This window comes from Paraburkholderia sp. RL17-347-BIC-D, from assembly GCF_046027915.1.
Lineage (GTDB): Bacteria > Pseudomonadota > Gammaproteobacteria > Burkholderiales > Burkholderiaceae > Paraburkholderia.
The window spans coordinates 112,132-132,295 of sequence record NZ_JARESS010000012.1; the positions used below are offsets into that span (position 1 = coordinate 112,132).

General features: G+C 65.0%; 23 protein-coding genes. 14 read left to right on the forward strand and 9 right to left on the reverse strand.

Features of this window, described 5'->3' with window-relative positions:
- Nucleotides 1-163: 163 nt before the first annotated feature.
- From P0D96_RS18380 to P0D96_RS18390, 3 genes are read left to right on the forward strand one after another with little or no spacing between them, the layout of a single operon-like run.
- Nucleotides 164-472: a hypothetical protein gene (locus P0D96_RS18380; protein ID WP_408281837.1), complete on the forward strand. Its 309-nt coding sequence runs from the start codon at nucleotides 164-166 to the stop codon at nucleotides 470-472.
- The gene (locus P0D96_RS18385; protein WP_408281836.1) at nucleotides 469-876 is read left to right on the forward strand and encodes a hypothetical protein; all 408 of its coding nucleotides are present in this window, start codon (nucleotides 469-471) and stop codon (nucleotides 874-876) included. The genes P0D96_RS18380 and P0D96_RS18385 overlap by 4 nt, the downstream gene beginning before the upstream one ends.
- A gap of 18 nt (nucleotides 877-894) precedes the next feature.
- Complete coding sequence (locus P0D96_RS18390; RefSeq protein WP_408281834.1) at nucleotides 895-1,341, forward strand: lytic transglycosylase domain-containing protein; 447 nt, start codon at nucleotides 895-897, stop codon at nucleotides 1,339-1,341.
- A gap of 61 nt (nucleotides 1,342-1,402) precedes the next feature.
- Here P0D96_RS18390 and P0D96_RS18395 read toward each other — a convergent pair whose 3' ends face one another.
- The 7 genes from P0D96_RS18395 to phnG form a co-directional block, all read right to left on the reverse strand.
- Nucleotides 1,403-2,536: an alpha-D-ribose 1-methylphosphonate 5-triphosphate diphosphatase gene (locus P0D96_RS18395; RefSeq protein WP_408314677.1), complete on the reverse strand. Its 1,134-nt coding sequence runs from the start codon at nucleotides 2,534-2,536 to the stop codon at nucleotides 1,403-1,405.
- Nucleotides 2,537-2,627: 91 nt separating this feature from the next.
- Nucleotides 2,628-3,392 (reverse strand): phosphonate C-P lyase system protein PhnL, encoded by a 765-nt coding sequence (gene phnL, locus P0D96_RS18400; RefSeq protein WP_408314679.1) that lies wholly within the window; start codon nucleotides 3,390-3,392, stop codon nucleotides 2,628-2,630.
- Nucleotides 3,393-3,400: 8 nt separating this feature from the next.
- Entirely contained in the window at nucleotides 3,401-4,171 is a 771-nt protein-coding gene (gene phnK, locus P0D96_RS18405; RefSeq protein WP_132382240.1) for a phosphonate C-P lyase system protein PhnK, read from the reverse strand.
- Nucleotides 4,168-5,100: an alpha-D-ribose 1-methylphosphonate 5-phosphate C-P-lyase PhnJ gene (locus P0D96_RS18410; RefSeq protein ID WP_408281829.1), complete on the reverse strand. Its 933-nt coding sequence runs from the start codon at nucleotides 5,098-5,100 to the stop codon at nucleotides 4,168-4,170. Before P0D96_RS18410 ends, phnK begins: the two co-directional genes overlap by 4 nt.
- Entirely contained in the window at nucleotides 5,097-6,227 is a 1,131-nt protein-coding gene (locus P0D96_RS18415) for a carbon-phosphorus lyase complex subunit (RefSeq protein ID WP_408314681.1), read from the reverse strand. Before P0D96_RS18415 ends, P0D96_RS18410 begins: the two co-directional genes overlap by 4 nt.
- A complete protein-coding gene (gene phnH / locus P0D96_RS18420; RefSeq protein ID WP_408314682.1) occupies nucleotides 6,227-6,850 on the reverse strand; it encodes a phosphonate C-P lyase system protein PhnH in 624 nt (207 codons plus the stop codon). The genes P0D96_RS18415 and phnH overlap by 1 nt, the downstream gene beginning before the upstream one ends.
- Nucleotides 6,850-7,347, reverse strand: a complete 498-nt coding sequence (gene phnG / locus P0D96_RS18425) for a phosphonate C-P lyase system protein PhnG (RefSeq protein ID WP_408314683.1) — start codon at nucleotides 7,345-7,347, stop codon at nucleotides 6,850-6,852. Before phnG ends, phnH begins: the two co-directional genes overlap by 1 nt.
- Before the next feature lie 181 nt (nucleotides 7,348-7,528).
- On the opposite strand from phnG, the gene phnF reads away from it, so the two are divergent.
- The 3 genes from phnF to phnN are packed head-to-tail and all read left to right on the forward strand — an operon-like array spanning nucleotide 7,529 to nucleotide 9,563.
- Nucleotides 7,529-8,287, forward strand: a complete 759-nt coding sequence (gene phnF, locus P0D96_RS18430; RefSeq protein WP_408177031.1) for a phosphonate metabolism transcriptional regulator PhnF — start codon at nucleotides 7,529-7,531, stop codon at nucleotides 8,285-8,287.
- A complete protein-coding gene (locus P0D96_RS18435; protein WP_408281824.1) occupies nucleotides 8,284-9,006 on the forward strand; it encodes a DUF1045 domain-containing protein in 723 nt (240 codons plus the stop codon). Before phnF ends, P0D96_RS18435 begins: the two co-directional genes overlap by 4 nt.
- 2 nt (nucleotides 9,007-9,008) lie before the next feature.
- A complete protein-coding gene (phnN, locus tag P0D96_RS18440; RefSeq protein ID WP_132382253.1) occupies nucleotides 9,009-9,563 on the forward strand; it encodes a phosphonate metabolism protein/1,5-bisphosphokinase (PRPP-forming) PhnN in 555 nt (184 codons plus the stop codon).
- A 6-nt stretch (nucleotides 9,564-9,569) separates the two neighbouring features.
- Here the strand turns inward: phnN and P0D96_RS18445 are convergent, their stop codons facing one another.
- Entirely contained in the window at nucleotides 9,570-10,478 is a 909-nt protein-coding gene (locus P0D96_RS18445) for a LysR family transcriptional regulator (RefSeq protein ID WP_132382255.1), read from the reverse strand.
- A gap of 134 nt (nucleotides 10,479-10,612) precedes the next feature.
- Between P0D96_RS18445 and P0D96_RS18450 the strand changes: the two genes are divergently transcribed.
- Nucleotides 10,613-11,803, forward strand: coding sequence for a M20 aminoacylase family protein (locus tag P0D96_RS18450; protein ID WP_408177033.1), 1,191 nt, complete (start codon nucleotides 10,613-10,615; stop codon nucleotides 11,801-11,803).
- 63 nt (nucleotides 11,804-11,866) lie between these two features.
- The gene (locus P0D96_RS18455; protein WP_408314685.1) at nucleotides 11,867-13,168 is read left to right on the forward strand and encodes an MFS transporter; all 1,302 of its coding nucleotides are present in this window, start codon (nucleotides 11,867-11,869) and stop codon (nucleotides 13,166-13,168) included.
- Nucleotides 13,169-13,213: 45 nt separating this feature from the next.
- On the opposite strand, the gene P0D96_RS18460 is transcribed toward P0D96_RS18455, so the two are convergent.
- Nucleotides 13,214-14,038: an IclR family transcriptional regulator gene (locus tag P0D96_RS18460; protein ID WP_132382367.1), complete on the reverse strand. Its 825-nt coding sequence runs from the start codon at nucleotides 14,036-14,038 to the stop codon at nucleotides 13,214-13,216.
- A gap of 205 nt (nucleotides 14,039-14,243) precedes the next feature.
- On the opposite strand from P0D96_RS18460, the gene P0D96_RS18465 reads away from it, so the two are divergent.
- The 6 genes from P0D96_RS18465 to otnI all read left to right on the forward strand — a co-directional run bounded on the left by P0D96_RS18465 (nucleotide 14,244) and on the right by otnI (nucleotide 20,155).
- Nucleotides 14,244-14,948 carry a FadR/GntR family transcriptional regulator gene (locus tag P0D96_RS18465; RefSeq protein WP_132382369.1) on the forward strand — a complete coding sequence of 235 codons (705 nt, stop codon included), beginning with the start codon at nucleotides 14,244-14,246 and terminating at the stop codon, nucleotides 14,946-14,948.
- A gap of 67 nt (nucleotides 14,949-15,015) precedes the next feature.
- Nucleotides 15,016-15,906, forward strand: coding sequence for an L-threonate dehydrogenase (ltnD, locus tag P0D96_RS18470; RefSeq protein ID WP_408314687.1), 891 nt, complete (start codon nucleotides 15,016-15,018; stop codon nucleotides 15,904-15,906).
- Between the two features lie 13 nt (nucleotides 15,907-15,919).
- Nucleotides 15,920-17,230: a 3-oxo-tetronate kinase gene (gene otnK, locus P0D96_RS18475; protein ID WP_408314689.1), complete on the forward strand. Its 1,311-nt coding sequence runs from the start codon at nucleotides 15,920-15,922 to the stop codon at nucleotides 17,228-17,230.
- Nucleotides 17,227-17,889 (forward strand): 3-oxo-tetronate 4-phosphate decarboxylase, encoded by a 663-nt coding sequence (otnC, locus tag P0D96_RS18480; protein ID WP_408314691.1) that lies wholly within the window; start codon nucleotides 17,227-17,229, stop codon nucleotides 17,887-17,889. The genes otnK and otnC overlap by 4 nt, the downstream gene beginning before the upstream one ends.
- 70 nt (nucleotides 17,890-17,959) lie before the next feature.
- A complete protein-coding gene (locus P0D96_RS18485; protein WP_165924022.1) occupies nucleotides 17,960-19,297 on the forward strand; it encodes an MFS transporter in 1,338 nt (445 codons plus the stop codon).
- 69 nt (nucleotides 19,298-19,366) lie between these two features.
- On the forward strand, nucleotides 19,367-20,155 hold the full coding sequence (gene otnI / locus P0D96_RS18490; RefSeq protein ID WP_408281809.1) for a 2-oxo-tetronate isomerase: 789 nt from the start codon (nucleotides 19,367-19,369) through the stop codon (nucleotides 20,153-20,155).
- Nucleotides 20,156-20,164 lie beyond the last annotated feature (9 nt).

Genomic DNA, 20,164 nt, shown 5'->3' on the forward strand with positions numbered 1-20,164 from the left:
TTGAGGCAAGTCTTTTTGATTTTCGGCGAAGCGTTTCTGCCATATCAACTTTGCCGCGGGCCTGCCGAAAACTCCGATATAGCAACGGATTTGACGGGAGATTGCCGTGAAGCGACAGATAGGGTTGTTGGCTGCCGTTTTCGCGTTCGCCGGGTGCGCCCAGATGCCTCCGCCGACTGCGGCCCATACGGACAAGGCGCCGAACGAGGTGATCAGTTTCGACATTCCGCCCGACGCGCTCGGCGCGCGCGATCCGCAACTCAGCGCCGTGCTCGCCAAAGCGGGCGCGTTGGCCGCCGCGCAGCCGCAGTCCACGGTCGTTCTCGTGACCGCGCTGGGGCAGGATTTTGCGTACCTGAATCAGGCGGTATGGAAGGGCGTGCCCGCACAGCGCACGGCCCGCGTGAACTTCGAGAACCGCACCGCCGGACTGGGTCAGCCGTATAGCGTGTCGATCAGGACGGTTCAATGATGGAGGGCACCGTGACGGTTCGCATCATTTTGCTGGCGCTGGCCGCGCTTCTGAGCGCGCCGGCCTTTGCCGGCCAGCCGGGCGCGGACCTGCAATCCGCCGGCGCATTTCCCGCAGCATTTCCCGCCGCGGCGGACAAGGTTTATCCGCCGTTGCCGTCGCTCGCCATGCTTCCGCCTCCGCCCGCAACCGACGACGACTTGCCGCTCAAACCGGCTACGCGTCGAAAGAAGCCGCATGGGGCGGCTCAGACGCAGGAGCGCAGAAGTCCGCCGGGCCCGGTCGTGCGCATCGTCGTGTCCGACGCCTCGCGTGCCTATCTCGACTCCGTGCAACGACAGATCGATCAGGCGTTGGCCAGTAAATCGGGCGGCGACCCGACGCTCGCCACTCTTTATCACTAACTAGCGGAAGGATGCGTCATGTCCTTGAAGATCTTCCTTATTGCGCTCGCCTGCCTGTCGGTGTGCGGCGTCGCGCAAGCAGCCGACGATTGCTTCAACGAAGCCGCGGCGTATCAGGGCGTCAACCCATGGGTGCTGCGCGCGCTTGCGTGGTACGAATCGAAGGGCGACGCGGGCGCGATACGCCAGAACGCAAATGGTTCGATCGACGTGGGTCAGCTGCAGATCAACTCGATTCACTTCGACGACCTCGCGCGCGAAGGCGTGCCGCATCGCGCGCTGATCGATCCGTGCGTGAACGTGTACGTGGCCGCCTGGCTGCTGAAACAGAAGATGGTCAAGCACGGCAATACGTGGCGCGCGATCGGCGCTTACCACTCGGAAACGCCAAAGCAGCGCGATGCGTATGCGCGTGGGATTCAGAAGGTGCTGGTGGCGTGGGGGCAACTGCCGTCCACGCCATGAGGATGCTCGCGAGCCGCGCATCGCGAGCCCGGCGAGCAATAAAAGCCCTATAAAAAAGCCTTCAAACGATCCGTGCCCCGCCGCGATACGTCGCGCGCGGCACCGGCAGCTTATCGAGCATCGTCACGCGCACGAAGTCCCCGCGCAAACCCGCTTCGATCGCGCCGCGGTCGTGCAAACCGGCGGTGCGCGCCGGTTCGGCGGAGACCGTCGCCATCGCTCGCGGCAAGGTCCAGCCGGCTTTGTCGACCAGTTCGAACACGGCGGTCATCAGGCTCGACGGCACGTAATCCGACGACAGGATATCGAGCAAGCCGGCTCGCGCCAGTTCGAGCGCCGAGACGTTGCCCGAATGCGAGCCGCCGCGCACGATGTTCGGCGCGCCCATGATGGTCGAAATGCCGTGTGCGCGCGCGGCCTCGGCGGCGATGCGGGTGGTCGGGAATTCGGCGAGCACGATGCCTTCCTCCTTGGCCTGCTCGACGTGTTCGATCAGCGTGTCGTCGTGGCTCGCCACCGGAATGCCGAGGCGGTTGCAGCGCGCGACGATCTCGCGGCGGTGCGCATCGGCGTAACGCGCCTGTTCGACCGACAGTTCGGCCAGCGCGGTCGCGACGTGTTCGTCGCTCAGCTTGCCGTTGCGTTCCTGGAAGCGGCGCCATTGCTCGCGGTCGTGCCACTGACGCTGACCCGGCGTGTGATCCATCACCGAGGCGAGCCGCAGCAACGGATGCGCGCACAGCGAGTCGAACACTTCCACGACGTCGGCGGTGGCGATTTCACAGCGCAGATGCAGGAAGTGTTCGGCGCGCAGCAGCTTGCGCTCGGAAAACCGTGTGAGCGATGCCGCGCATTGCGTCTGCAAGTCGCGGCCCCGCAGTCCCACGTTCGTGCGCGAGCCGATGGCAAGCGCATCGAACACGGTGGTAATGCCGGCCGCGGCCACTTGCGCGTCGTGGATCACGAAGGCGGCATCCGTATTCCATTGCACGCCCGGACGCGGCGCGAGATGCTTCTCGAGATTGTCCGTGTGCAGTTCGATCAGACCGGGCAACAGATAGTCGCCGTCCCAATCTTCGGCTTCGCGCGCGCTGGTCGTGCCGCGCTCGACGTCGCGAAGCACGCCGTCTTCGACGCGTAGCACGCCGGTGAATACTTCGTCTCGCGTCACGATGCGAGCGTTCCTGATCAACATCGACTTGCTCCGTAGTCAGTCAGACTTGAGTGTGGCTGTGTGGTTGCTGTGTTGACGCCGCATGCGTCAGTGTAGTGCCGTTTGGTGTCACTTAGTGACGCAGTGGCGGCTGCAGTTCCAGGCGGCGCGTGGCCACCTTGCTGCGCGTATCTTCGTCGTGAAAGATCCCGACGATCGCCGCGCCGCGCTCGCGCGCTTCGACGATCAGATCGGCGACCACGTCGCGGTTTTCCGCGTCGAGCGAGGCCGTCGGTTCATCGAGCAACAGTAGCGGATGCTCCGCGATCAGACCACGCGCGATATTCACGCGCTGCTGTTCGCCGCCGGAGAACGTGGCGGGCGCGAGCGACCACAGACGTTCCGGCACATTCAATCTGGCCAGCAGCGCGGCGGCGCGCGAGCGCGCTTCGTCTTCAGGGACGCCGCGCGAGAGTAGCGGTTCGGCGACGAGCGTGAGCGTCGGCACGCGCGGAATCACGCGCAAAAACTGGCTCACGTAACCGACCACGCCACGGCGCAGGCGCAACACGTCGTGCGGTTCGGCGCCGGTGATCGACACGGGCTGGCCGTCATTCGCCGCATCGCGAATCGCAATCGAGCCGCGGCTTGCCAGGTAATTGCCGTACAGGCAGCGCAGCAGCGTGCTCTTGCCCGCGCCCGACGGTCCGACCAACACCACGCACTCGCCGCGCTCGACTTCGAGCGAGACGCCCGCGAGCGCTTCGATCTGCACGCCGCCCTGGCCATGCAAGATAAACGTCTTACCGATGCCGACCGCGCGCAGCATCAGCGCCGCGTTGTCGATGAACGCGCGCTCGCCGGCGCGCGCTTCACTGCTTGTTTCAATGGATCGCATTGTGAGCCTCAAACCGGCAGAACCGAGGAAACCAGCGTTTGCGTGTATGGGTGCTGCGGATCGTCGAGCACCTGATCCGTCAGGCCCGCCTCGACGACTTCGCCACCCTGCATCACCATCAACCGATGCGCGAGCAAACGCGCGACGCCGATATCGTGCGTGACGATCAGCACCGACAGATGCAGCGTGGATGTCAGCGTGCGCAGCAGATCGAGCAGACGCGCCTGCACCGACACGTCGAGACCGGCGGTGGGTTCGTCCATGAAGACGAGCCGCGGACTGGTGACGAGATTGCGCGCGATCTGCAAGCGCTGCTGCATGCCGCCCGAAAACGCAGCGGGAAATTCGTCGATGCGCGAAGCGTCGAGTTCGACGCGCTCCATCCACTGCGTGGCCGCGTAACGGATATCGCCATAGTGACGCGCGCCGACGGCCATCAACGGCTCGCCGATATTCGCGCCGGCCGAGACGCCGCTGCGCAGTCCGTCGCGCGGATTCTGCTGGACGAAGCCCCACTCGGTGCGCATCAGCAAGCGGCGGCGCGGTTCGGACAACGCGAGCAGATCGAGCTGGTCGCCATGCGTGGCCGTGTAGTGAAGCGAGCCGCTGTCGGCCGCGGTTTTGAGCGCGAGCGTGTTGAGCAGTGTGGTCTTGCCCGAGCCGGATTCACCGACAATGCACAACACTTCGCCCGGATACAGATCGAAGCTGACGTTTCTGCAGCCGTTGCGGCCGCCGTATTGTTTGGTGAGCGAGCGGGCGCTCAGAAGCGGCGTCATGCGGGCTCTCCTTTGCGTGCTTCGCGTGCCGGCAGATCGAGATCCGCGTCGCCGCGGCGTTCGTGGCAGTAGTCGCTATCGGAGCAGACGAACATGCGTTTGCCGGCGTCGTCCACGATCATTTCGTCGAGAAAGCTCTCCGTCGATCCGCACAGCGCGCACGCGTGCTGCCACTTCTGCACTTCGAACGGGTGATCGTCGAAGTCGAGGCTGCGCACCGGCGTGTACGGCGGAATTGCGTGAATGCGCCGTTCGCGGCCGGCGCCGAACAATTGCAGCGCGGGGTTCATATGCATCTTCGGATTGTCGAACTTCGGAATCGGCGAGGGCGAGGCGAGGTAGCGATGGTTGACGATCACGGGATAGTCGTAGGTGGTCGCGATGCTGCCGTGATGCACGATATCCTCGTAAAGCTTCACGCTGATCAGACCGTAGTCGGCGAGCGCATGCAGCTTCTTGCATTCGGCGACCCGCGGTTCGAGTCGAAACAGCGGCTCGGGCATCGGCACCTGATAGACGAGAATCTGCTTGTCGGTGAGCGGCGCTTCGGGAATGCGGTGACGGGTCTGGATGATCGTCGCGTCGACCGTGCGGCGCGTGGTCGCCACGCCGGTGGTGCGCGCGAAGAAGCGGCGGATGTTGACCGCGTTGGTGGTTTCGTCGGAGCCCTGATCGATCACCTTCAGCGTGTCGTGTTTGCCGATGATCGCCGCGGTCACCTGAATGCCGCCGGTGCCCCAGCCGAACGGCAGCGGCATTTCACGCGAGGCGAACGGCACCTGATAACCCGGCACGGCGACGGCCTTGAGCAAGGCGCGCCGCAGCATGCGCTTGGTCTGTTCGTCGAGGTACGCGAAGTTGTAGCCGTCGGCAGCGCTGTCGTATGACGCGGTGGACGCGGTGGCGAGAGATGTGTCGGGCGCGTTCATGCTGCCTGCTCCTGCTGAGCGTTGGGTTGGTCCTCACTCTGCATGGCGTGCTGCGCACGCAAACGGCGCACGAGTTCCAGCTCCGATTGGAAGTCGACATAGTGCGGCAGCTTCAGGTGCTGCACGAAACCGGACGCTTCGACGTTATCGCTATGCGAGAGCATGAATTCGATGTCCTGCGTCGGCGAGGCAAGCGTTTCGCCGAGTTCTTCGGCGCGCAACGCGCGGTCGACAAGCGCCATCGCCATCGCCTTGCGCTCCGAGTGGCCGAACGCGAGACCGTAGCCTTGCGTGAAGGTTGGCGGCACCGCGCCGCTGCCGGCGAACTGGTTGATCATCTGGCATTCGGTAATGTCGATGTCGCCGATTTCGACCGCTTCGCCTAGTTCGTCGAGTTCCATTTCCACGGCGATCGTACCGAAGCGGATCTCGCCCGCGAACGGATGGGAGTGCGCATAGCCGCGCTGCGTCGCGTAACCCATCGCGAGTAGGAAACCTTCGTCGCCGCGCGCGAGATTTTGCAGGCGTGTGGCGCGGCTCGCGGGAAAGGCGAGCGGCTCGCGCGACAGATCGCCGGGTTCAGGCGCATTCGGCGTGGGACGTTCCTGTTCGATCAACCCTTCCTTGTCGAGCAGACTGACGACGCGCGGCATCGCTTCCGTTTCCACTGCGGCGACTTGATTCGAAGGTGACGGCGCTACGCTAACAGCCCCATCGCTTTCAGCGAGCAACGCGAAATCCAGCAGACGCTGCGTGTAATCGTACGTCGCGCCCAGCAACTGCCCGCCGGGCACGTCCTTGAAGGTCGCCGAAATGCGGCGCTCCACCTGCATCGCTTCGGTATCGATCGGCTGCGTGTAGCCGAAACGCGGAAGTGTGGTGCGATAGGCGCGCAGCAGGAAGATCGCTTCCACCAGATCGCCGGCGGCTTGCTTGATCGCGAGCGCGGCGAGTTCCTCATCGTAGACCGAGCCTTCGGTCATCACGCGCGCCACTGCGAGGCGCAATTGTTCGCGAATCTGCGCGACGCTGAGTTCGGCCAGCCGCCTGTCACCGCGGCGTGCCTTGTCGAGCAGACGCCACGACGCTTCGATCGCGCGTTCTCCACCCTTGACGGCAACGTACATCAGTTCACCTTCGCTTGAGTTGTGCGCGGCAGGCCGATCAGGCGCGCGCCGCAGACGAGATAACAATCGACGCCGCAAGGAAAGAGCGGCGCGAGCGCGGCGCGTTCGCGCCAGAAATGCTCGGGCAGGCCGACCGGCGCAATCGTCGCCGTGTGCTGGATGCCGGGGCCGCTCAGCACGATCGGCGCGCCGCCCGTCAGCGCGTCGACGCGGATCAGCAGCGTGACCGATTGCTCGGGCGATTCCGCCGCGCCGAGCGCGAAGCTTTCCAGCGGCGGCAACGCGCTTGCGTCGTGGATATAGGCAAACGCGGCTTGGCCCGGTTCGTCGACGAGCGGCGCGCCGGTGTGAAAGCGCAATGCCGAACCCAGTGCCGTATCGGGTTGCGCGAGCCACACGGGCGTCGCGTAGTCGCAGAGCGCGAGCAGCGCGGCGAAGGCGGCGAGCTCGGCGCGTGTGGCCCGCCCTTCGGGCAGCACGTTCTCGATCACGCCGACCGTGCCCGGCCGCGACAGCGCGTCGAGCAGGGTGCGAAACACCGCCTGGGTGTCGTGCACCGGGTCGGCGAAACCCGGCGCTAAGGTGGATAACGCGGTAGACAATGCAATCTGTGAGTTTTCCATCAGTCGCCCCGGACCATCGTAAAGAATTCGACGCGCGTGGCCGCGGCGTCCTGTTGCCGCCCGGCGCGTTTCGCGGCCTGCTGCGTGGCAAACGGCTCGATCAGTTGCTTATGCAAGACGGCGTGATGCTCAGGCATTTGCAGGAGCGCGTCTGCGAACGCAGCCAATTCGGCGCGGCGGCGGTCGCGGCCCAGATGGCACGCCACGCCGACAGCAGCGGCGGCGTCGCCCGACACGCGCAGACGCAAGGTGGCGCGCGTTACCGTGGCTTCGCCGAGATTGAACGGATCGCCGCTGCCGCCGACGCGCCCGCGCACCATCGCAAGGCCGATCTCGGGTGGGCGCAGCCAGTCATACGTCGGAGTGGGGATGTCCCGCAGTGCGCGTTCGAGCGCGGCTTCGAGATCGGCGCGCGGCGTGCGGGCCAGGACGGCCATCCATGCGCGCCGGACAGCCGGTGGCGGAGCGGAGGAAGGCGAGGCGGAAGTGGCACTCATCGAATTTCCTGTTGATCCAGCGAGTAGACATTTGACCATCTATTCATCTAAACGTCTAGACGTTTAGGGGTATGCTTGTCGAGCCGTGTAGCGCATGCCGGCCGTTTCACATTTCCATCACGGCTTGCGCACTACAATGCACGTCATAGAGAATATTTGAACCCAAGGGAATGACAGCACCATGACATCGAACGACAACGCGACGCCGGGCACGATGCTCGAACGCGGCGCGGGCGTTGCCGTGTGGCGGCAGATCGAGCAGATCCTGGCGGCGGAGATCGCCGCCAGCGGTTTCGGCGAAGAAGGGCGCCTGCCGAGCGAGGGCGAACTCGCGAAACGCTTCGACGTGAACCGGCATACCGTGCGCCGGGCCATGCTGGGTCTCGCGGCGTTGGGCCTCGTCAGCGTCGAGCAGGGGCGCGGCACCTTCGTGCAGCCCGGCGCCATCGACTATACGATTGGCCGCCGCACGCGGTTTACAGAAAACTTGCGCCAGCAGCATCACGCCGCGGCGGGCACGATGTTGTCGGCCGCGCGCGTGAAGGCCGAGCCGAGCGTCGCGAAGGCGTTGAGCCTGCGGGCCGGCGCGTCGGTCTACCGGATCGAATCGCTGCATGAATCCGACGGCGTGCCGCTCACGTTCGCGCGCAACTGGTATCCCGCGGTGCGTTTCGCGGACCTGCCGGAGGTGCTGGAGCGCACCGGCGGCATCACCAAGGCCATGGCGGAATTCGGCGTGAACGACTATCTGCGCAAGTGGAGCCGTATAGGCAGCGTGCTGCCCGAGCCGGAGGTGGCGCGGCGTTTGAATATCAACCGTCAGCAACCGGTGCTGTGGGTCGAAAACGTCGATGTCGATCTGCAAGGCACGCCGGTCAAATACGGCTTCACGCACTTTGCCGCGGACCGTGTGCAACTGCTGGTGGAGCACGACTTATGAGCGGCGCCGCATGGGGTGCCGAAGCTCGTTTCGCTGTGTATTACGCGCCGTCGCGTGAATCGGCGTGGTGGCAGGCCGGCTCGGCGTGGCTCGCGCGCGACGCGGAAAGCGGCGAGCGCTGCGAATCTCCTCAACCTCCCGAGTTGTCGCGTCCACTCGCAGAACTCACCGAAGCGCCGCGCCGCTATGGTTGGCACGGCACATTGGTCGCGCCGTTTCGACTCGCCGACGGCGTGACGCAGGCACACGTATTGCAAGCCACGCGTGAGTGGGCGCGGAACCAAAGCGCATTCGCGTTGCCGGTGGAAGCCGCGACGCTCGGCGATTTCGTGGCATTGCGGCCCGCCGATGCGCAAGGCGAAGCCAGCATCCGCGACGTGGCCACGAGCGCGCTGCAAACGCTCGATGCCTTGCGCGCGCGGCAGTCCGCGGCCGATCTGGCACGCCGTTTGGCGGCCCCGCTCAGCGAACGGCAACGCGCGTTGCTGATCGAATGGGGTTATCCGTACGTGTTCGACGAATTCCGATTTCACATGACGCTTTCCAGTTCACTCGCCGACGCGCAGGAGCGCGCCACGCTGGTCGCATGGTGGCAGGCGCGAACGGCCGCGCTCGGGCCGCTGCTTGTCGATCACGCCGCGCTCTTCGTCGAACCGGCTCCCGGCGAGCCGTTCGTGCTGTGGCAACGTATGCCGTTCCGGACCGACGAGGTGAAATAACAATGACAGGTCGTTTGATCTATGTAATGGGGCCGTCCGGCGCGGGCAAGGATTCGTTGCTGGAGTTCGCGCGCAAGCACTTGATGGGCGAGCCGATTCTGTTTGCGCATCGCTACATCACGCGGCCGAGCGGCAATGGCGAGGCACACGTGGCGTTGAGCGTCGAAGAGTTCGCGGCGCGTTCCGTGCTCGGCCTGTTCGCGCTCGAATGGTCGAGCCACTCGCTGCGCTATGGCATCGGTATCGAACTAGATGTGTGGCTGGCACGCGGCTGCACGGTAGTCGTCAACGGCTCGCGTCAGCATTTGCAGCATGTGCTGGCGCGTTATCCGAATACGGAAGTGGTGCACGTGGACGCCGCGCCGCATATTCTCGAAGCCCGGCTCGGCGCGCGGGCACGCGAATCGGCGGAACAGGTGGCGGCGCGGCTCGCGCGCCGCGCGCCGTTCTCGTTGCCGGATGGCGTGCGCTGCACCACGATCGACAATTCCGGCGAGCTGAACGAAGCCGGGCATGCGTTGATTGCGTTCCTCAAGGCGGAAGCCGACGTTCAGTAAGCCGTATTATTCGGCCATCGCCATGCGTTCCCGCGTGGCGTCCTGCAGGCAGGACACGAACTGCAGGACGGCCGGCGTCGGCAGCAGGCCGCGCCGCGAAATGATGCTGAGATCGTAGTTCGGCAGCGCCTCTTCGATCTGCGCGACGCGGATGCCGAGCGGCGCGACCATCTGCGCGAGCGGCCGCGTGAAGCAGCCGATCACATCGGTTTGCGACACCAGTCCGAGCGTCACCGCGAACGACGACGGCGCGCGCACCAGCCGCTTCGGCACCGGCAGGCCGTGCGCGTTGAACATCGCCATCATCACGCTGTGCGGGAAGTGATCGGCGCCCACGGTCACGATCCACTCCGCGTCGAGCAGTTCATGCAGGCGCGTCACGTTGGCCAGCGGATGCCCCGCGCGCATGGCGACGACGAACTGCGTCGAATAGAGCGGCGCTTGCACCAGATCGCTGTCGAGCGCCTGCACGTGATGGATCGCCGCGATATCCAGCGCGCCGTTGCGCAAACGCGCGACGGCGTCCGGGATCGTCACTTCTTCCAGATGCAGATTGACCAGCGGCATCGCGCGGCGAAACTTCGAGACCGCATGCGGCAGCGCCGTGAGCGCGATCGACGGCATGGTGCCCACGCTGACCTTGCCGGCCAGTTCTCCCTTCACCTGTTCGACGGCTTCGACCGTGCGCCGCATGTCGCCCAGCAACTGCTCGGCGCGCGGCAGCAGCGCAAGCCCGCATGCCGTCAATTCGATGCCGCGCACGCTGCGCACCATCAACTCGGCATTCAGCGCGCTTTCGAGCTCGCGAATCGTATGGGTGACGGCCGGTTGCGTCACGCCGAGCTCGCGCGCGGCGGCGCGCAGACTGCGGTGATGGGCGGCGGCGACGAACGCCTGCAACTGCTGCGGTTTCATTGGGGTAATCCCGTATATAACGCTTGTTAATCGGGGTGAAAAAAACAGCATCTTATTCGAACAAAACGGCGTGGCTATAGTGCTCGCCTGTTGGCCGCGTTTTGATGCGGCCATGAATCCATGGAGTCCTAGAGATGAGCGAAGCCGCGCGTTTTACCGAAGTGTCCGACCTGGCGCCCGCCGCCGACAGCCTGCGCGAGATTCGCCATCACATTCACCACCACCCGGAACTGGCCTACGAGGAACACCAGACGAGCGCGCTGGTCGCCGAGAAGCTCGAGCAATGGGGCTGGCAGGTCACGCGCGGCGTCGGCCAGACGGGTGTGGTGGGCACGCTGAAGGTGGGCGACGGCAAGCGCAGCATCGGCATTCGCGCCGACATGGACGCGCTGCCGATCGTCGAGCAAACCGGCCTGCCGTATGCGAGCGGCACGCACGGCAAGATGCACGCATGCGGCCACGACGGCCACACGACGATGCTGCTCGGCGCCGCGCAACGGCTCGCGGCCACGCGCAATTTTTCCGGCACGGTGCATCTGTACTTCCAGCCGGCCGAGGAGAGTGGCATCGACAGCGGCGCGCTGAAGATGATCAACGACGGCCTGTTCGAGCGCTTCCCCTGTGACGCCGTGTTCGGCGTGCACAACCATCCGGGCGAAGAGCCGGGCGTGCTGCTGTTCCGCAAAGGGCCGTTCATGTCGGCGGGCGACAAGGCGATCATCACGATTGAAGGCGTCGGCGGCCACGCGGCGCGTCCGCATCTCACGGTCGATCCGGTGGTGGTGGCGGCGAGCATCGTGATGGCGTTGCAGACCATCGTCGCGCGCAACGTCGATCCGTCGCAACCGGCGGTGGTGACAGTCGGCTCGATGCATGCGGGCACCGCGAACAACGTGATTTCGAGCAGCGCGAAGCTGGAGCTGAGCGTGCGCTCGTTCAGCCCGGAAGTACGCGCGTTGTTGAAGAAACGCATTACCGAGCTCGCCGAAAGCCAGGCTGCGAGCTACGGCGGCAAGGCGGTGGTGGAGTACATCGAAGGCTATCCGGTGGTGGTCAATTCGGATGCCGAAACGGACTTCGCGGTGGAGGTGGCGCGCGAACTGGTCGGCGACGACAAGGTGGTCGCGCAGACCGACATCCTGATGGGCAGCGAAGACTTCGCCTTCATGCTACAGAAGCGGCCGGGCACGTTCCTGCGCATCGGCAACGGCGCGGGCGAAGACGGCTGCATGGTGCACAACCCGCACTACGACTTCAACGACCGCAATTTGCCGGTCGGCGCGGCGTTCTGGACGCGGCTGGTGGAGCGCTATCTCGGCCAGTGATCCGGTGCGGCGAGCCGCGCCTGAGTCGAGTCCCACAATCATAACGACGAGGAAGACCACGCGATGAGTACCACGACCAATGCGAGCCACGCCGTTCAGGCGAGCCGGCCCGCCAGCCGCGGCGCGATCGCCGCCGCGGTGATCGGCAACTGGCTCGAGTTCTTCGACTTCACCGTGTACGGTTTTTTTGCCGTGATCATCGGCAAGCTGTATTTCCCGTCGGCGGATCCGACTACGTCGTTGCTGCTGTCGGTGGCGACCTTCGCGGCGGGCTTCATCACGCGGCCGCTCGGCAGCGTCATGCTTGGCGTGTACGCGGACCGCAAGGGCCGCAAAGCCGCGCTCAATCTGACCATCATGCTGATGGCGGTGAGCACGGGCCTGATCGCGATCGCGCCGACCTATGCGCAGATCGGTCTCGCCGCGCCTTTGCTGATCGTGCTGGCGCGTCTCGTGCAAGGCTTCTCGCAAGGCGGCGAGTTCGGCGCGGCCACGTCCACGCTGCTCGAACAGGGCGGCGGCACGCGGCGCGGCTTTCGCGCGAGCTGGCAACTGGCCACGCAAGGCGGCGCCGCGCTGATGGGCTCGGGCATCGCGGCGGCATTGTCCGGCGCGTTGCCGAAAGACTCGCTGGAGAGCTGGGGCTGGCGCATTCCGTTCCTGCTCGGCGTGCTGATCGCGCCGGTCGGCATGTACCTGCGCCGCCGCTTGGCCGACGACGCCGCCAGCGCGCACAGCCACGCCATCGAGCGCGGCGTGCTGCATGAACTCTTCACTAGCCATTTGCGCCCGCTCATCCTGATCACGTTGACGGTGATGGGCGGCACGGTCTCGACCTACATCCTGACCTTCTACATGCCGACCTACGCGATCCACACGCTCGGCCTGCCAATGTCGCTGTCGATGCTGGTGGGCGTCGCCTCGGGCTTCGTGATGCTGATCACGTGTCCGCTCTTCGGCATGCTGTCGGATCGCATTGGTAGCCGCAAGCGGCCGATCCTGTTCGGACGCGGCGTGCTGGTGCTGCTGCTGTTTCCGGCTTTCATGCTGATCAACCGCTTTCCGCAGTTGCCCGTCATCATGTCGCTGACCGCGCTGATGCTGCTGTTCTACTCGATGGGCTCGGCGTCGGAATTCGCCTTGATGTGCGAGTCGTTTCCGCGGCGCGTGCGCGCCACCGGCATTTCGATCGCGTATGCGTTGAGCGTGTGCGTGTTCGGCGGGACCGCGCAACTCGTCGCGACCTGGCTGATCAAGCTGACCGGCAGCAAGCTGGCGCCGGCCGGGTATGTCGCCGCGTGCGTCGTGGTGTCGTTGATCGCGGTCTCGATGCTGAAGGAAACGGCGGACAAGCCGATCGATTGATTGCTCGAACAGGGCGCCGTCATGACGCGGCGCCCACGACCGGAATTACCCGCGCCGTGCCACCATCTCCGAGACGGTTTGCGCGGCGTGCTGCAGCGGCTCCAGAAACGCCTTCACCATCTGCTTGGCCGAATTGCGCTGCGCATTGCCGCTGATATTCATCGCGGCGATCACGCGTCCCTGGCGATTGCGGATCGGCGCGGACAGCGAAATCAGTCCGCCTTCCAGTTCCTGATCGACGATCGCCCAGCCCTGGCGGCGCACCTGCGCGATCAGCTTCTTCAACTCTTCCTTGTCGGTGACCGTGCGCGGCGTGTGCGCGTAGAGCGGCGCCGAGTTCAGGGTCGTCTCGAGCGTTTCCTCGTCGAGCGCGGCGAGCAGCACGCGGCCCATCGACGTGCAATAGGCCGGCAGCCGGCTGCCGATCGACAGGTTGATCGTCATGATCTTGTGAGTCGGCACGCGCAGCACGTAGACGATCTCGGTGCGGTCGAGCACGGCCGCCGAGCAGCTCTCGTGGACCTGCGCCGACAGTTGTTCCATCACCGGCTCGGCGAGGTTCCAGAACGGCATGGAGGTCAGATACGCGAAGCCGAGATCGAGAATCTTCGGCGTGAGGCGGAACAGGCGCCCTTCGGCCTCCACATAGCCGAGCGTTTGCAGGGTCAGCAAAATGCGGCGTGCGCCGGCGCGTGTGAGGCCGGTGGCGGCGGCGACGTCTGTGAGCGTCTGTTCGGGGCGCGTGGCGTCGAACGCGCGGATCACCGCGAGGCCGCGCGCGAACGACTGCACATATGAGTCGCCCGGTTTGTCCGGGGCCGGTTCGGCGCTGACGGGAACGGCGGAAGACGGCGGCAGGGCTTTGCTCATGGGCCTTGAAGGATGCATTCGAGGAAGGGCGGACCCGCGCCACGCTTGAATCCCCCGCGCGGCGCGCTAAAGGCGTGACGATAGCTTAAGCCTTCTGTTTCGCCAACTTTGCCGCCCGATGCACAAAAATCCCAGGGTTTGCATGGATGCAACCGGCATCTAAAATTTGTATGATGACCCGATAACATGATCAATCGAGGCATCGATGTTCGACAAGATTCCTGCGAGAGCGTTGAGCGACACCGTCGCGCAGCAGCTTCTCAAGCAGATCGACAAAGGCACCTTCGAGCGCGGCGGCAAGCTGCCGACCGAGGCCGTGCTCGCCCAGCAGTTCGGGGTGAGCCGCACGGTGATCCGCGAGGCGATCTCGCGGCTGAAGAACGAGGGCGTGGTCGAGCCGCGCCAGGGCAGCGGCGTGTTCGTCGCCGCGCACGGCACGGTCCGGCCGCTGCGGATCGACTACGCGGAAGCGGTCGAACCCGGCTCGGTGGTGCAGATTCTCGCGTTGCGGCGCGCGATCGAAGCGGAAGTCGCGTCGGAAGCCGCCATGCGTCGCAGCGACGCCGACATGATGTCGATCGACGCGGCGCTCGCGAAGATCGACGCGGCGGTGGCCGAAGGCGAGGACGGCGTGGCTGAAGACGTCGCGTTCCATCGCGCGATCGCGGCGGCCACCGGCAATCCGTATTTCCTCAAAACCCTCACGTTCCTGAATCAATACCTCGAAGCCGGCACAGTCGTCACGCGCCGCAACGAGGCGCTGCGCGAAGACTTTTCGCGTCAGGTGCGCGAAGAGCATGCGGCGATCGCTGCCGCGATTCGCGCAGGCGATCCGATGGCGGCGCGCAATGCGGCGCGAACTCATATGTACAACGCGGCACGGCGTCTCGCGGAAGCGGGGATTTGCTGAGCTTCATTGCTCAGATTCAGTGCTCAGTTTCAGGCGCGAGCGCCCAACGAATTCATAGAGGTCAAGCATGTCCAGAAATGTCGGTGTCATCGGTCTTGGTGCAATGGGCCTAGGTGTCGCGCGCTCGCTGCTGCGCGCGGGTCTGCGGGTCCATGCGTGCGATCTGCGGAGCGAGATCCTGAATGCGTTCGTCGCGCAAGGCGGCGTGGGTTGTGCGACGCCTGCCGAACTCGGCGCGCAGTGCGAGGTGGTCGTCACGCTGGTGGTTAATGCCGCGCAAACCGAGGCCGTGCTGTTCGGCGAGCAGGGCGCGGTCCCAGCGATGAAAAAGGGCGGCGTGGTGATCGCCAGCGCGACCGTGGCGCCGGACTTCGCGATCGAACTCGGCAAGCGGATCGAGGCGGCCGGTTTGCAGATGCTCGACGCGCCGGTCTCGGGCGGCGCGGCGCGCGCGGCCTCCGGCGAGATGACCATGATGACGTCCGGTCCTGCTGCGGCCTATGCCGCGTGCGAGGACGTGCTGGCCGCGATGGCCGGCAAGGTGTACCGCCTCGGCTCCGAGCACGGCGCCGGGTCGAAGGTGAAGATCATCAATCAGTTGCTGGCCGGCGTGCATATCGCGGTGGCCGCCGAGGCGATGGCGCTCGGCCTGCGCGAAGGTGTCGATCCGGATGCGTTGTACGAGGTCATCACGCACAGCGCGGGCAATTCGTGGATGTTCGAGAACCGCGTGCCGCACATTCTGAACGGCGACTACACGCCGCTGTCGGCCGTCGATATTTTCGTCAAGGATCTCGGCCTCGTGCTCGATACCGCGCGTCGCTCCAAATTCCCGCTGCCGCTGTCGGCGGCGGCGCATCAGATGTTCATGATGGCGTCCACGGCCGGTCACGGTGGTGAAGACGATTCCGCGGTGATCAAGATTTTCCCCGGCATCGACGTGCCGGCGGCGAAGTAAGCAGGAGACCGTCATGACGGCAAACACGAAACGCGCGCTACTCGGCTGCATCGCCGACGACTTCACCGGCGCCACCGATCTCGCCAACATGCTGGTGCGCGGCGGCATGCGCACCGTGCAAACCATCGGCGTGCCCGCATCGAGCGAAACGCTCGAAGCCGACGCACTGGTGGTCGCGCTGAAATCGCGCACCATTCCCGCCGCCGATGCGGTCGCGCAATCGCTCGCCGCGCTCGACTGGCTGCGTGCGCAAGGCTGCCGGCAGTTCTTCTTCAAATACTGCTCGACATTCGATTCGACCGACGCGGGCAACATCGGCCCGGTCACGGATGCGCTGCTCGACGCGTTATCCGCGAACGGCAACGTCAATGCGTTCACGATCGCGTGTCCGGCATTTCCTGAGAACGGCCGCACGATCTTTCGCGGCCATCTGTTTGTCGGCGACACGTTGCTCAACGCGTCGGGCATGGAAAACCATCCGCTCACACCGATGCGCGATGCCAACCTCGTGAGCGTGCTGCAACGGCAGACCCGATCGAAAGTCGGTCTCGTGCGTTATGACGCTGTAGCGCGAGGCGTGGCGGCCGTGCGCGAATCGTTCGATACGTTGCGCGATGAAGGCGTGCGCATGGCGATTGCCGACGCGGTGTCCGACGCCGACCTCTACGTACTCGGCGAAGCTTGCGCCGACCTCACGCTGATTACCGGAGGTTCCGGCGTCGCGTTGGGTTTGCCGGCCAACTTTCGCCGTGCAGGTTTGCTCGAAGAACAGGCCGACGCCGCGCAGTTGCCGCCGGTGGACGGACTGTCGGCGGTGCTGGCCGGCAGCGCATCGAAAGCGACCAACGCCCAGGTCGCGGAGTGGCGCGCCACACGGCCCGCATTTCGCATCGATCCGCTTGCCGCGGCGCGTGGTGAGAACGTCGTCGAACAGGCACTGGCTTTTGCGCAGCCGTACCTCGACAAAGCCGAGCCCATGCTGATCTATGCCACTGCCACGCCCGACGAAGTCAAGGCGGTGCAGCGCGAACTCGGTGTGAATGAAGCAGGACATCTGGTCGAATCCACGTTGGCCGCGATTGCTCGCGGTCTGCGCGAGCGCGGCGTGCGCAAGTTCGTGGTAGCGGGCGGCGAGACCTCGGGCGCCGTCGTGCAGGCGCTCGACGTGCACACGCTGCGGATCGGCGCGCAGATCGATCCCGGCGTGCCGGCCACCGCCACGACCGGCGCCGAACCGCTGGCGCTCGCACTGAAATCCGGCAACTTCGGCACGACCGACTTCTTCGAAAAAGCGCTGCGTCATCTGAGCGGAGCCGCGCAATGACCGGCACGCCCGCACTCCATACGACCGACGAAGCGCGCGTTCGCGAAGAAATCTGCGTGACCGGCGCGAGTCTTTATCAACGCGGCTACACGGTGGGCACCGCCGGCAATATCAGCGCGCGGCTCGACGACGGCTGGCTGATCACGCCGACCGATGCCTGTCTCGGCCGGCTCGATCCCGCCGATATCGCCAAGGTCGATCTCGACGGCAACGCGGTGTCCGGCAGCCGGCCGTCGAAAACGCTGGCGCTGCATCGCGGCATCTATGCGCGCAACGGCGAGACACGCGGAGTCGTCCACACTCATTCGACGCATCTGGTCGCGCTGACGCTCGCGGGCGTCTGGCGCGAAACCGACGTGCTGCCGCCTATCACGCCGTACTACGTGATGAAAGTGGGCCACGTCCCCCTGATTCGCTACAAGCGGCCCGGCGATCCGCAGGTCGCAGAACAGATCGCCGCGCTCGCCGACAGCGTTCGCGCCGTGCTGCTCGAACGTCTCGGTCCGGTGGTGTGGGAGCGGTCAGTGGCGCAAGCCGCGTATGCGCTCGAAGAACTCGAAGAGACCGCGCGTTTATGGTTGATGACGACCCCGCGGCCCGCACCGCTCGACGAAGCCGCACTCGAAGAACTGCGCACCGTGTTCGGCGCGCGCTGGTAGGGAAACCGACATAACAAAGCCCGGCTGCGCTCGTTGCGCCGCGTCGGGCCATTCATCAAGGAGACAATGCATGAGTTCGTATCAGGCCACACCCAGCCAACCAATTGCAGCCGACGCCGCCGGACAACCCGGCGCCGCCGAAGTCGAGCGCACGTATAAGAAAGTGTTCTGGCGCATCGTGCCGTTTCTGATGCTGTGCTATGTGGTCGCCTATCTGGACCGCGTGAATGTCGGTTTCGCGAAACTGCAGATGTCGCAGGACCTGGCGTTCAGCGAAACGGTGTTCGGCCTCGGCGCCGGTGTGTTCTTCATCGGCTATTTCCTGTTCGAGTTGCCGAGCAACATACTGATGCACAAGCTCGGCGCGCGGATCTGGATCGCGCGGATCATGATCACGTGGGGCTTGCTCTCGGCAGTGTTCGTGTTCGTGAAGACGCCGATGCAGTTCTACATCTTGCGCTTCTTTCTCGGCCTCGCCGAAGCCGGTTTCTATCCCGGCGTGATCCTGTACCTGACCTACTGGTTCCCGTCGCATCGGCGCGCGAAGATCATCGCGGTGTTCATGTCGGCGATTCCGGTGTCGGGCATCTTCGGCAATCCGCTGTCCGGCTGGATCATGCAGACGTTCCACAACAGCTCGGGTTTCGCGGGCTGGCAATGGATGTTCCTGATCGAAGCGATCCCCGCCATCGTGATCGGCATCGCCACGATCCTGTATCTCGACAACGGCATCTCCGCCGCGAAGTGGCTGAGCGAACGCGAAAAGCGCCTGCTCACCGATGAAATCGCCGCCGCGCAGCCGAAGGAGCAAACCCAGAAGCATTCGCTTGGCGCGGTGTTCCGCGATCCGCGCACGTGGTGGATGTCGCTGATCTATTTCGCGTTCGTCACCGGGCAATACGGCCTGACGTTCTGGATGCCGACGCTCGTCAAATCGACGGGTGTGACTGGTGCATTCAATATTGGTCTGCTGAGCGCGATTCCGTTTCTGTGCGCGATCGTCGTGATGAATCTGATGGGGCACAGCGCCGACAAGCGCCGTGAGCGCCGCTGGCATCTGATCGTGCCGGCGTTGTTCGGCGCGGTCGGCTTCACGGTGGCGGCTTCGTTTGCGGATAACACGGTGGTGTCGATCGCGTTTCTCTCGCTCGCCGCCGCCGGTGTGCTGACCTGCGCGCCGCTCTTCTGGTCGCTGCCCACCGCGTTCATGTCGGGCGCGACCGCTGCGGCTGGCATCGCGATCATCAATTCGATCGGCAATCTCGCGGGTTTCGCGAGCCCTTACATGATCGGCTATCTGAAGGACCTCACGCATAGCACGCAGACCGGTATGTACGTGCTGGCCGGCATGCTGGTGATCGGCGCGATCGCCACGTGGCTCACGCCGGCCAAACTGGTCAACCGATAAATCGACATTCACGCGCGGCATGGGTCGCTGCCGCGCGCCGCATCAAACCGTTTTTAAGGAGTCGCCGCCATGCCTCGCTTCGCCGCCAACCTCTCGATGATGTACAACGAGCACGCTTTCCTCGACCGTTTCGCCGCCGCGGCGCAAGACGGTTTCGAAGCGGTCGAGTTTCTGTTCCCCTACGATTTCCGCGCCGACGAGATCAAGGCGCGGCTCGATGCCAGCGGTCTCACACAAGCGCTCTTCAATGCGCCGCCCGGCGACTGGGCTGGCGGCGAGCGCGGCATTGCCTCGCTGCCCGGCCGCGAAGACGAATTCCGGCGCGGCGTCCAGACCGCGCTCGACTACGCGCGCGTGATCGGCAATCGCAAGCTGCATGTGATGGCCGGCCTGATCGGCGCGGATCAGCCGCGCGCGAAACATCGCGAGGTGTATCTGAGCAATCTCGCGTATGCCGCCAAGGCCGCGCAAGCCGAAGGCATCACGGTCGTGATCGAGCCGATCAATACGCGCGACATGCCAGGCTTCTTTCTGACCCGTCAGGACGAGGCGCAAGCGATCTGCGCGGAAGTCGGTGCGCCGAATCTGAAAGTGCAGTTCGACTGCTACCACTGCCAGATCGTCGAAGGCGACCTCGCGGTGAAACTCAAACGCGATATGGGCGGCATCGGCCACATTCAGATCGCGGGCGTGCCGGAACGGCATGAACCCGATACGGGTGAGCTGAACTACCCGTATCTGCTCGAACTGATCGACTCGCTCGGCTACGACGGCTACATCGGCTGCGAATACCGGCCGCGCGCGGGCACTTCGGCCGGCCTCGGCTGGTTCAAACCGTATCTGAACGCGACCCGCTAACAAGGACGA